Origin of the sequence: Pseudomonas sp. (genome assembly GCF_048269965.1) — a bacterium.
GTDB lineage: Bacteria > Pseudomonadota > Gammaproteobacteria > Pseudomonadales > Pseudomonadaceae > Aquipseudomonas.
The window spans coordinates 1-12,011 of sequence record NZ_JBLWTV010000017.1; the positions used below are offsets into that span (position 1 = coordinate 1).

12 protein-coding genes are annotated in these 12,011 nt (G+C 63.8%); 9 read left to right on the forward strand and 3 right to left on the reverse strand.

The features are described 5' to 3' along the window. Window positions 1-139: 139 nt before the first annotated feature. Both ACN0X6_RS18180 and ACN0X6_RS18185 read right to left on the reverse strand, forming a co-directional pair. Entirely contained in the window at window positions 140-469 is a 330-nt protein-coding gene (locus ACN0X6_RS18180) for an AzlD domain-containing protein (protein ID WP_417706083.1), read from the reverse strand. Beyond that, window positions 469-1,179 (reverse strand): AzlC family ABC transporter permease, encoded by a 711-nt coding sequence (locus ACN0X6_RS18185; protein WP_417706085.1) that lies wholly within the window; start codon window positions 1,177-1,179, stop codon window positions 469-471. Before ACN0X6_RS18185 ends, ACN0X6_RS18180 begins: the two co-directional genes overlap by 1 nt. A 146-nt stretch (window positions 1,180-1,325) precedes the next feature. Between ACN0X6_RS18185 and ACN0X6_RS18190 the strand changes: the two genes are divergently transcribed. From ACN0X6_RS18190 to ACN0X6_RS18205, 4 genes are all read left to right on the forward strand, one after another. Then, on the forward strand, window positions 1,326-2,105 hold the full coding sequence (locus ACN0X6_RS18190) for a hypothetical protein (RefSeq protein WP_417706087.1): 780 nt from the start codon (window positions 1,326-1,328) through the stop codon (window positions 2,103-2,105). A gap of 153 nt (window positions 2,106-2,258) precedes the next feature. Beyond that, window positions 2,259-3,671 carry a di-heme oxidoredictase family protein gene (locus tag ACN0X6_RS18195; protein WP_417706089.1) on the forward strand — a complete coding sequence of 471 codons (1,413 nt, stop codon included), beginning with the start codon at window positions 2,259-2,261 and terminating at the stop codon, window positions 3,669-3,671. 10 nt (window positions 3,672-3,681) lie between these two features. Then, window positions 3,682-4,743 (forward strand): imelysin family protein, encoded by a 1,062-nt coding sequence (locus ACN0X6_RS18200; protein ID WP_417706091.1) that lies wholly within the window; start codon window positions 3,682-3,684, stop codon window positions 4,741-4,743. Between the two features lie 2 nt (window positions 4,744-4,745). Further along, the gene (locus ACN0X6_RS18205; protein ID WP_417706093.1) at window positions 4,746-5,849 is read left to right on the forward strand and encodes a DUF1513 domain-containing protein; all 1,104 of its coding nucleotides are present in this window, start codon (window positions 4,746-4,748) and stop codon (window positions 5,847-5,849) included. Window positions 5,850-5,854: 5 nt separating this feature from the next. Here ACN0X6_RS18205 and ACN0X6_RS18210 read toward each other — a convergent pair whose 3' ends face one another. Continuing rightward, entirely contained in the window at window positions 5,855-6,880 is a 1,026-nt protein-coding gene (locus ACN0X6_RS18210) for a LacI family DNA-binding transcriptional regulator (protein WP_417706094.1), read from the reverse strand. Between the two features lie 376 nt (window positions 6,881-7,256). Here ACN0X6_RS18210 and ACN0X6_RS18215 point away from each other — a divergent pair, with 376 nt between their 5' ends. The 5 genes from ACN0X6_RS18215 (at window position 7,257) to ACN0X6_RS18235 (ending at window position 11,932) form a co-directional block, all read left to right on the forward strand. After that, window positions 7,257-8,084, forward strand: a complete 828-nt coding sequence (locus ACN0X6_RS18215) for an NAD-dependent epimerase/dehydratase family protein (protein ID WP_160019741.1) — start codon at window positions 7,257-7,259, stop codon at window positions 8,082-8,084. 52 nt (window positions 8,085-8,136) lie between these two features. Continuing rightward, the gene (locus ACN0X6_RS18220) at window positions 8,137-9,012 is read left to right on the forward strand and encodes an SMP-30/gluconolactonase/LRE family protein (RefSeq protein ID WP_417706096.1); all 876 of its coding nucleotides are present in this window, start codon (window positions 8,137-8,139) and stop codon (window positions 9,010-9,012) included. A gap of 77 nt (window positions 9,013-9,089) precedes the next feature. Beyond that, entirely contained in the window at window positions 9,090-10,064 is a 975-nt protein-coding gene (locus ACN0X6_RS18225; protein ID WP_417706098.1) for a TRAP transporter substrate-binding protein, read from the forward strand. Between the two features lie 59 nt (window positions 10,065-10,123). Further along, window positions 10,124-10,651 carry a TRAP transporter small permease gene (locus tag ACN0X6_RS18230; RefSeq protein ID WP_417706099.1) on the forward strand — a complete coding sequence of 176 codons (528 nt, stop codon included), beginning with the start codon at window positions 10,124-10,126 and terminating at the stop codon, window positions 10,649-10,651. Then, window positions 10,652-11,932 (forward strand): TRAP transporter large permease, encoded by a 1,281-nt coding sequence (locus ACN0X6_RS18235; RefSeq protein WP_417706101.1) that lies wholly within the window; start codon window positions 10,652-10,654, stop codon window positions 11,930-11,932. Window positions 11,933-12,011 lie beyond the last annotated feature (79 nt).

A 12,011-nucleotide genomic window follows, 5' to 3' on the forward strand; every position in this document is an offset into this window, starting at 1 on the left:
GGCAACGGGCAACATGATCATCAACCTGTTACCCATGTCCCCCGACAGGTGTTTACCATGTCCCCCGGCTGAACACCACGCGCACCGAGGTTTTCGCTGGCATTCTGGTGCGCACGGCGCACCCTGCGGCCGGCACCACTCAGACCGGCAGTTGCCCGAACGCCCAGCGCAGCAGGAAGAACACCAGCAATCCACCACCGATGGTCGCCAGCAGGTGCCGTGTGAAAGCGGCGATGACAATGGCGACCAGGCCCGCCAGCAGGTAGGCGTTGTTCCAGCTCAGCGACCAACTCTGCCCGTCCGGCATGAGCATGCCGGGCACGACAATCGCCGTCAGCACGGCAGTCGGCACGTAATGCAGCCCCTGCCTGATCAAGGGCGGAAAACGCAGATCAGGGAACGCGAACAGGCTGTAGCGGGTGACGAAGGTGATCGCCAGCATGCCCAGGATCAGCAACCAGATATCCATCAGACCAACCCCCCCTGCAGCACCGGCTTGCGCCGTTCCAACCACACGCCGACGACGATGCCACTGGCTGCGGCAGCCATCAGCCCGAGCTTGTACGGCAGTGCATGACAGGCCAGCGCCACACCTGCAGCGACCAGGGCCGCAGCGACCTGCGGCTGATTGCGCAGCATGGGCACGACGATACCGATGAAGGTCGCCAGCATGGCGAAATCCAGCCCCCATTCACCGATGTTCGGCACCGCCTGGCCGAACAGCACGCCGACCAGCGTGCACAGCTGCCAGTTGCAGTACATGGCCAGTGCCGCGCCAAGAAAGTACCAATGGCGATAGGGTTCGCTATCGCCGCGCGCATAGCGCTGCAGCACCACCGCGTAGGCCTCGTCGGTGAGCCAGAAAGCCAGCGGCATGCGCCAGCGCTTGGGCAGATGGCGCACGTATGGCTGCAGGCTGGCGCTGTACAGGGCATGGCGCAGATTGACCACGAAGGTGGTCAGCAACACCACGGCAATACCGGCGCCGCCGCTCAACAGGCTGATGGCGATGAACTGCGCCGAGCCTGCGAATACCAGCAAGGACATGCCCTGCGTCTGCCAGGGATCGAGCCCGGCAGCGCCTGCCAGGCTGCCGAAGATGATGCCGAAAGGAATGGCGCCGAGCAGCATCGGCAGCATATCGCGGGCGCCCTGAGTGAATTCTTGATGACGAGACATGGAACCTCCTTGAGCAGGCGAGCTTAGCCAGGCGCCTCTGGAAGGTCTTGAACGTTCTTGCTCTGAATGAAAAAGAGACTGGGCCAACGAGGGCATCTCTTCTACTGTGTGACGCCCTATCCACGGATCACCTCAGCTGGATGCATATGGACCTGCGAATCTTCATCGTCACCACGGCACACATCAGCGAATTTCCCAAACCGATCACATTCACCGAGGGTGCGGCGCTCACGGTTGGCGAGGCCTACCAGGGCAACGAAGGCTGGGATAACTGGTTCTTCTGCAGCACGCCTGGTCAGGAGGCCGGTTGGGTCCCTGGCCAGGTCATCGAACGGCTCGATGATCGGCACGCCCGCGCACGCGAGGCCTATACCGCTCGTGAACTCGATGTACAGGTCGGCGAGCGACTGAGCGCGTCGCGCAGCCTCAATGGCTGGTTCTGGTGTACACGCGAAGATGGCGTGGAATCAGGCTGGGTGCCCCGGGCCAATCTCATCGAATACGCACCCAACTGTGTCGTGCAAGAAGAAATCAGCGGCTGCGGCATTGCCGCAGCCGCCAACATTCTCGGCAAGAGCTACGCCGCGATGAAGGCAATCGCCAACGCCATGGGCATTCATGCCGAGGACGAATCCTTGTGGTCCGACAGCCAATACGTCAGGCGTCTGTTGGCCACGGGCGGCGCGACAGCCGCAACAGGCGAGGCGCCCTTCACGTCCTGGGAGAGTCTGCCGGATCTGGCGCTGCTGGCCATCAAGCACCGCCAGGAGAACGGCCGCGACTTCTGGCACTGGGTGGTCTTCGAACGCTCGCCAGGTCAGATGCATGTATTGGATTCGGCCAGCTACCTGCCCTCGAACATCCGCACCGACTTCGGCGCCATGCAGCCAAAGTGGTACATCGAAGTGAGCAGGCCCGGCGCGTAGCGTCCCGTGCAAGATGCATCCTGCGTCATCTCGATGAGCAGGATGCAGCCGCGACCTCTGGCCACGTCCAGCTAACGCTAATCCATCTTATTTAAATTCCGTTAGCCTGCTAATCTTGGTGCCCCGCTTTCTTGCCGTTCGGATTGTTCATCGATGTCGCCGCTCCAGCGCTGCCTGCTGCCCTTCATGGCCCTGACTCTGATCGCTTGCGAGCAGCAACCGCACTTCACTGCGCCCGAACCTGGCGAGGCCCTGTCTGCGGGTGCGGCGACGGTACGCAAGTTCGATCACAACGCCTTCTCCCTGCCCTCGGCCAACCTCGCGCCAAGCCGTCGCCTGGATTTTGCAGTGGGCAACAGCTTCTTCCGCAACCCCTGGGTCACGGCGCCAGCCACCACCACCGCTCGCGATGGCCTGGGCCCGCTGTTCAATACCAATGCCTGCCAGAACTGCCACATCAAGGATGGCCGTGGCCATCCGCCGGGGCCAGATGCGGTCAGTGCCGCCTCCATGTTGGTGCGCCTTTCGCTGCCGGCCGGCCCCGAGCATGCCGAGTTGCTGATCCGCCAGGGTGTCGTCGCCGAGCCCAGCTACGGCACCCAACTGCAGGACATGGCCAATCCTGGCGTAGCGCCCGAAGGCAAGGTCCGCGTGACTTACAGCAGCGTGCCCGTGCGTTTTGCCGACGGCACGCGGGTGGAGTTGCGCAAGCCGCAGCTGGAAATCAGCCAACTCGGCTATGGGGCCATGCATGCCGATACCCTGTTCTCCACGCGTATCGCCCCGCCGATGATCGGCCTCGGCCTGCTCGAAGCCATTGCCGAGGCGGATATCCTGGCAGGCGCCGACCCGGACGACGCCGATGGCGACGGTATTTCCGGTCGCCCCAATCGGGTCTGGGACCGTCAGCAGCAGCGCAGCGTGCTCGGCCGTTTCGGCTGGAAGGCTGGCCAGCCCAATCTCAATCAGCAGAATGCCGATGCCTTCGCCAATGACATGGGCCTGACCAGCTCGCTGATCCCTCACGACAACTGCACAGCGGCGCAGGGCGATTGCCTGGCCGCGCCCCATGGCGGTGAACCGGAGGTCAGCGACACCATCCTGGCCAGCGTACTGTTCTACAGCCGCAACCTGGGTGTGCCGGCGCGGCGTGACGTCGACGCGCCCGAGGTGCTCAAGGGCAAGAGCCTGTTCCATCAGGCCGGCTGCCAGAAATGCCATACACCCAGCTTCACCACGTCGGCCGATGCGGCGGAGCCGGAACTGGCCAACCAGTTGATCCGTCCTTATACAGACATGCTGCTGCACGACATGGGCGAGGGATTGGCCGATGGCCGCGATGAATTTCTCGCCAGCGGTCACGAATGGCGCACGGCGCCGTTGTGGGGAATTGGCCTGACGCAAGCGGTCAATGGTCACACGCAGTTCCTGCATGACGGCCGTGCGCGCAACCTGCTGGAAGCCATTCTCTGGCACGGTGGCGAGGCCGAAGCGGCCAAGCTGCATGTGCTGAAATTCGATGCCGACGAGCGAGCAGCGCTGCTCGCCTTCCTGAATTCCCTCTGAGGAGCCTGCGATGTTGCATAAAACCCTGATCGCCTCCCTGCTCGGCCTGGCCCTGGTCGGCTGTGGTCAGCAGGACCCGCAAGCCAAGGTCAGCGCCGCGCTGGCCGATGGCGTCCTGTTACCGGCTTACAGCAGTTGGCAGGAGGCTGATCGTCAACTGGCGGCGAGTGCCGAAGCCTTCTGCGCAGGCGACACCGATCTGAGCGCCGCGCGCCAGGCCTTTCTCGGCGCGCAGAGCGCCTGGGCCGGCCTGCAGCCATTGCTGGTCGGACCGCTGGCCGAAGGCAACCGCGCCTGGCAGATCCAGTTCTGGCCGGACAAGAAGAACCTGGTACAGCGCCAGGTCGAAGCCCTGCTGAAGAACAAGCCGCAGCTGAGCGCGGATGAGCTGTCCGATGCCAGCGTGGTGGTTCAGGGCCTGACCGCCTACGAATACATGCTGTTCGATCCCAATCTGGACCTCGCCCAGGCCGCACAGAAAGCGCGCTATTGCCCGCTGCTGCAAGCCATCGGCAAGCACCAGCAGGCTCTGGCGGCGCAGATCGTCGGCGAATGGCAGGCCAAGCCCGGCATGGCCGAACAGCTGAAGACCTTCCCCAACGAGCGCTACGCCGACTCCAACGAAGCGATCGCCGAACTGCTGCGCGTTCAGGTCAGCGCCCTGGATGGCCTGAAGAAGAAACTCGGCGCCCCTATGGGTCGGCAGAGCAAGGGCATCGCCCAGCCTTACCAGGCCGAAGCCTGGCGCAGTGCCGGCAGCCTGGCCAACCAGGGCGCCGCACTGGCCAGCGCCGAACTGCTGTGGCACGGCAGCAACCGTGACGGTATTCAGTCGCTGTTGGGCGATGATCAGGCCGATCTGGCAAAACGTATCGACGCCGCCTACCAGGACACCCGCCAACGCCTGGCCGCACTCGACAGCCCTCTGGGTGAGCTGCTCGTCGACGAAGCGGGTCGCACTGCCCTGAACGAGCTGTACGACAGCCTCAATCGCCTGCACCGCCTGCAGGAAGGCGAACTGGCCAAGGCGCTCGACGTGCAGATCGGCTTCAACGCCCACGACGGGGACTGAGCATGCAACGCAGAGCCTTCCTCGGCCTCAGTGCCGCGGCTGCCAGCCTGGCGGCGGCCGGCGCCTTCGGTGGCTGGACGCTGTTCGGCCCATCGGGCCAGCCGTTGCTTTTGTCGGCCCGTGACGACAGCGACGGCAAACACTACGCCGTCGGCTATCACCTCGACGGCGAGCGCGCCTTCGCCACGCCGGTGAACGAGCGCTGCCACGATGTGGTGCCGCACCCGAGCTTGCCTGTGGCACTGTTCGTCGGCCGCCGCCCGAGTACCGAAAGCTACCTGATCGACACGCGCGACGGTCGCCTGCTACAGACGCTCAGCTCGCCGGCCGGGCGCCACTTCAACGGCCATGCGGTGTTCCACAAGGACGGCGAGTGGCTGTACGCCACCGAGAACGACACCACCGAGCCAGGCCGTGGCGTCATTGGCGTTTATCGCCTGCAAGGTGAGCATCTGCTGCGTGACGGTGAGCACAGCAGCCACGGCGTCGGCCCGCACCAGCTGCTGTGGATGCCCGATGGCGAAACCCTGGTGGTGGCCAATGGCGGTATCCGCACTGAAGCGGAAAGCCGCGTGGACATGAATCTCGACGCCATGCAGGCCAGCCTGGTGCTGATCAGGCGCGACGGCAGCCTGGTCAGTCAGGAGTATCTGGCCGACCAGCGCAACAGCATCCGCCACCTGGCCGTGGCCCGTGACGGCACGGTGGTCAGCGGCCAGCAGTACATGGGCGACCTGCATGACCAGGTGCCGCTGCTGGCGATCAAGCGCCCCGGCCAACCGTTCCAGCCTTTCGCCCTGGGCGAGACGCAACGCGTGGCCATGAATCAGTACACCGCCAGCGTGGCGATCCACGATGAATTGCGCCTGTTGGCGATGACCGCACCGCGCGGCAACCGCTTCTTCATCTGGGACCTGGACAGCGCCCAGGTGCGCCTGGATGTGCCATTGCCGGACTGCGCAGGCGTCGGCGCGGTTGCCGACGGTTTCGTGGTCACTTCGGGCCAGGGACGCTGCCGCCTGTACGACTGCCGCGGTGAGCGCATCGTCACCAACGCCCTGCAGCTACCTGCCGGCTTGTGGGACAACCACTTGCGCCTGGCCTGACGGGCTCAGGCGCTGCCGCGCTCGACCAGTTCGAAGCCGACATCCAGACGCAGTGGCTGGCGTGCCGCCGCCGGTTCGGCGAAGCGCGCCAGCAGGGCATCGGCAATGGCGCAGCCGATGCGCGGTCCATCCACCCGCACGGTGGACAGCGGCGGATGCGTATGTGCCGCGCTGGACAGGTCGCCGAAACCCATCACCGCAAGATCTTCAGGAATGCGCAGGCCACGGCTGAGCGCCTCGGCCATCACGCCTTGTGCCACGGTGTCGGAGCTGCAGACCACCACCTCGCCAGCGGCACCCTCCTGCAGCAGGCGCGCCAGGCCTTCGCGGCCAACCGCCAGGGTCGCCGGCGCAGGCAGGATCTGAGCCGCCACCGGCGCTGCAACGTGCCCCTGCAGCGCGCCGACCAGACTGCGATAACGACGCAGACCACGCGGGTCATCGATGCCCACCGCCGAGACCCGGCGGTAGCCCTTGCCGATCAGATAGCGCGCCACCGCCTGGCCCACGGCCTCATGGGAAAAGCCGACCAGCATGTCCACCGGGTGCTCGCACAGATCCCAGGCCTCGACCAGCGGGATGCCGACCCGCGCCAGGCGCTCACGGCTCGCCAAGGTGTGCTCGGTGCCAGTCAGCACGATGCCGTCCGGGCGACGGCCCAACACCGCCTCGAGCAAGGCCTCCTCCTGCTCGGGGCGGTAGCCGGTGAGGCCCAGCAAGGTCTGGTAACCGGCAGCCGCGAGGCGGTCAGTCAGCGCCTGCACGGTGTCAGCGAAAATCGAGTTGGCAATGGTCGGCAGGAAGATCGCCACCAGCCGGCTGCGGCTGGACGCCAGAGAACCTGCCGCGAGATTGGGCACATAGCCGGTCGCCCGTACCGCCTCCAGTACGCGCTTGCGGGTGGCATCGCTAACCACTTCGGGGCGGCCCAGTGCCCGCGATACGGTGATCGGCGACACCCCCGCCACCCTGGCGACATCGATCAGTGTCGGGACCGCACTGCTGCGGATGCCAGCAGGTTTCCTGCCCATGTCACGCCTCCAGTCATTCGCGCGCCTCGCATCATAGAGGCACTTCATCCCAGCCGAGATACGTTGTCATACAACTTTAGTCCCATAGGATCCGAGAATGCCGACCCTGCACCTGCCTGAGGCCACTCGCGCGATGTTCAAATACGCTGTACGAACACAAGAAAACACCGTATTAGAGCCTACCGAGCTGTATTTTCCCTTACCAATCATGGGTGTTTTACAGGTTGGAGCTGCTCAGTGAAACGCAGACTGAAGACCTCAATTTCCCCCCACTGTCGCGTTGACATTACCTGGGATGGTGCTGATAATCGCCTCAAGTCATACGACAACGTATGACAAACCAATAACAACAAGCAACAAGAGTCCAGCCCCCGCCATGACCACGATCTCCAGCGAACTGCGCCCCTTCAATCGCCTGCTGCTGACCGGCGCTGCCGGCGGGCTGGGCAAGGTACTGCGCGAACGTCTGCGCCCCTACGCCACTATCCTGCGTCTGTCCGACATCGGTGAGATGGCACCGGCTGCCGGCCCCCACGAAGAAGTGGTGCGTTGCGACCTGGCAGATAAAGCCGCCGTGCATCAACTGATCGAAGGCGTCGACGCCATCCTGCACTTCGGTGGCGTCTCGGTCGAGCGCCCCTTCGAAGAAATTCTCGGCGCCAACATCTGCGGCGTATTCCATGTCTACGAAGCGGCCCGCCGCCATGGCGTTAAACGCGTTGTATTCGCCAGTTCCAACCACGTCATCGGTTTCTACAAGCAGGACGAACACCTCGACGCCAACTGCCTGCGTCGCCCGGATGGCTACTACGGCCTGTCCAAGTCCTACGGTGAGGACATGGCCAGCTTCTACTTCGATCGCTACGGCATCGAAACCGTCAGCATCCGCATCGGCTCCTCGTTCCCCGAACCCGCCAACCGCCGCATGATGAGCACCTGGCTGAGCTACGACGACCTTACCCACCTGCTCGAACGCTGCCTCTATACCGAGAACGTCGGCCACACCGTGGTTTACGGCATGTCGGATAACCGCGATGTGTGGTGGGACAACAGCAAGGCCGCGCACCTGGGCTTCACGCCCAAGGACAGCTCGGAAGTCTTCCGCGACAAGGTGCAAGCGCAGCCCATGCCGGCCGCTGACGACCCGGCGCGCATCTACCAGGGTGGGGCCTTCGTTGCCGCCGGCCCGTTCGGCGACGACTGAACAGCACCCCGCGACCGCCCCAAGCCATTACAACACGTAGAGCGCCACAGCCATGACAGCCGAACTGATTGTCGATGCGCGCAACGCCACGGGTGAAAGCCCGGTGTGGAACGCTGCCGAACAGGCTCTTTACTGGGCCGACATCCCTGCCGCCCGCCTGCACCGCTGGTCCGCGGCCGATGGCCAGACGCAGAGTTGGCAGGCCGACGAGATGCTCGCCTGCATCGCCATGCATCCTGCCGGCGGCTGGATCGCCGGCATGCAGAGCGGCATCTTCCATCTGCGTCCGCAAGACGATGGCAGCGTACAGGCCGAGCGCCTGGCACAGGTCGAACATGCCCGCCCGCAGATGCGCTTCAACGACGGTCGCTGCGATCGCCAGGGTCGCTTCTGGGCCGGCACCATGCTGCTGGACATGGCCGCCGGTGCCCGCGTCGGCGCGCTGTATCGCTACGACGGTCAGTTGCAACAGGTGCTCGACGACTTCATCGTGCCCAATGGCCTGGCCTTCAGCCCCGACGGCCGCATCATGTACCTGTCTGATTCGCATCCCAGCGTGCAGAGCGTCTGGGCCTTCGACTACGACATCGACAGCGGCACGCCGCACAACCGCCGCCTGTTCATCGACATGGCACGGCACCCGGGCCGCCCCGATGGCGCGGCGATGGATGTCGACGGCTGCTACTGGATCTGCGGCAACGACGAAGGCCTGGTCCACCGTTTCACCCCCGACGGCCGCCTGGATCGCTCGCTCGCCGTGCCGGTGAAGAAGCCCGCCATGTGCGCCTTCGGTGGCGCCAATCTGGACACCCTGTACGTGACCTCGATCCGCCCCGGCGGCGATCTCTCCGACCAGCCACTGGCAGGTGGTGTATTCGCCCTGCAGGCCGGTGTGCGCGGCATCGAGGAGCCTGCCTTGCAACCCTGATCCGATTCACCCCGGGCCGTTCGCGGCACCGGACTCAAGCTGCTGTAAACCAACAACAACAAGACGGAGTTTTCCGCATGAACCTCAAACGCAAGTTGCTTCTCGCCACACTTCCGCTAGCGCTCGGCCTGTCCTCCTTCGTACAGGCCGAGACGACCCTGAAGATTGCCGAAATCCACCCTGCTGGCTACCCGACCGTAGTCGCCATGGAAAACCTCGGCAAGAAGCTGGAAGCTGCCACCAACGGCGAGATCAAATCCCGCATGTTCGCCGGCGGCGTTCTCGGCTCCGAGAAGGAAGTCATCGAGCAGACCCAGATCGGCGCCGTCCAGCTGACCCGCGTCAGCCTCGGTTCGGTCGGTTCGGTAGTGCCGGCCACCAACGTCTTCAACATGCCGTTCGTGTTCCGCGACGTCGACCACATGCGCAAGATCATCGACGGTGAGATCGGCCAGGAAATCCTCGACGCCATCACCAACTCCGACTTCAACATGGTCGGTCTGGCCTGGATGGACGGCGGCAGCCGCAGCCTCTACACCAAGAAGCCGATACGCAGCATCGAAGACCTGAAAGGTATGAAGATCCGCGTAATGGGCAACCCGCTGTTCATCGACACCCTCAACGCCATGGGTGCCAACGGCATCGCCATGGACACCGGTGAAATCTTCAGCGCCCTGCAGAGCGGCGTGATCGACGGCGCCGAGAACAATCCGCCTACCCTGCTCGAGCACAACCATTTCCGCTCCGCCAAGTACTACACCCAGACCCACCATCTGATCCTGCCCGAGCCGCTGCTGATGTCCAAGACCACCTGGAACAAGCTGACGCCGGAACAGCAGGAACTGGTCAAGAAACTGGCCAAGGAAGCGCAACTGGAAGAGCGCCAGCTGTGGGACGAGAAGAGCGCCAGCAGCGTAGAGAAACTCAAGGCTGAAGGCGTCGAATTCATCGAAGTCGATACCAAGCCCTTCTACGATGCCACCGCCCCGGTTCGTGAGAAGTACGGCGCGCAGTTCGTTGACCTGATTAAGCGTATCGAAGCCGTTCAGTAATCCACGCGCAAGCGCGCGGCGCCGGCACCTCGCCTGCGCCGCGCAACCGGTGAAGCCTCATGAAAAACCTGGTTCTGGGCGTCAACGACGCCATCTACCGTGCCTGTATCGCGACCGCCGGCCTGGCGATCGTGATCATGGCTTTGATCATCCCCTGGGGCGTATTCAGCCGTTACGTGCTGGGTCAAGGACTGGGCTGGCCCGAGCCTATTTCAGTGCTATTGATGGTGCTGTTCACCTTCGTCGGTGCCGCTGCTGGCTACCGTGCGGGGGCCCACATGGCTGTGACCTCACTGACCGATCGCCTGCCACAAGCACTGGTGCCGCTGATCACATTGTTCGTGCGCCTGGTCATGGGCGGCATCGCGCTGTTCATGCTGATCTGGGGTTACAAACTCTGCGTAGCGACCTGGAACCAGTACCTCAGCACCCTGCCCTCGGTACGCGTCGGCATCAGCTACATGCCAATCCCGGTGGGCGGTTGCATCACCCTGCTGTTCGTCATCGAACAACTGCTGTACGGCGATCAACACAAGCGCCGTGCCGTCGACTTCGAACACACCGAAGATTCCAAGGAGGCCGCGTAAATGGATGCCGCCATTCTTTTGGGCAGTTTCATTGTCCTTATCCTGCTACGCGTCCCCGTTGCTTATTCGCTTGGCGTTTCCGCACTGATCGGCGCCTGGTGGATCGATATCCCCCTGCACGCCGTGATGATCCAGATCGCCGGTGGCGTGAACAAATTCTCCCTGCTGGCCATTCCGTTCTTCGTCCTGGCCGGCGCAATCATGGCCGAAGGCGGCATGGCCCGGCGCCTGGTGGCGTTCGCCGGGGTGCTGGTCGGCTTCGTCCGCGGCGGCCTGTCGCTGGTCAACATCACCGCTTCGACCTTCTTCGGCGCCATCTCCGGCTCCTCCCTGGCCGATACCGCCTCGGTCGGTTCGGTGCTGATCCCGGAAATGGAAAAGAAGGGCTATCCGCGCGAGTTTTCCACCGCCGTGACCGTTTCCGGCTCGGTGCAGGCACTGCTCACCCCGCCCAGCCACAACTCGGTGATCTACTCGCTGGCCGCTGGCGGCACGGTGTCCATCGCGGCGCTGTTCGTCGCCGGCATCGGCCCGGGCCTGCTGCTCAGCTTCACCATGGCCGCGCTGTGCCTGTGGTTCGCCAAGAAGCGCAACTACCCCAAGGGCGAGGTGATTCCGCTGCGCCAGGCACTGAAGATCTGCGTGGAAGCGCTGTGGGGCCTGATGACCATGTTCATCATCCTCGGCGGCATCCTCAGTGGCGTGTTCACCGCCACCGAATCGGCGGCTGTTGCGGTGGTCTGGGCGTTCTTCGTGACCATGTTCATCTACCGCGACTACAAGTGGCGTGAACTGCCGAAGATGCTGCACCGCACCGTGCGCACGCTGTCGATCGTGATGATCCTCATCGCCTTCGCCGCCAGCTTCGGCTACATCATGACCCTGATGCAGATTCCGTCGAAGATCACCACGGCGTTCCTGGCCTTCTCGGACAACCGCTACGTGATCCTGATGTGCGTCAACTTCATGCTGCTGGTGCTGGGCACGCTGATGGACATGGCGCCACTGATCCTGATCCTCACCCCGATCCTGCTGCCAGTGGTGACCTCATTCGGCGTCGACCCGGTGCACTTCGGCATGATCATGCTGGTCAACCTCGGCATTGGGCTGATCACGCCACCGGTAGGTGCGGTACTCTTCGTTGGCGCCGCCATCGGCAAGGTCACCATCGAAAACACCGTGAAGGCACTGCTGCCGTTCTACATCGCGCTGTTCGCCGTGCTGATGGCCGTTACCTACATCCCTGCCATTTCGCTGTGGCTGCCGAGCATCGTGCTCTGACAGCAACCGGGCATTGAACGACAACGCCGCCCAATCGGGCGGCGTTTTGCTTTAGGGCCTGATTTCAAGGCCATGACAA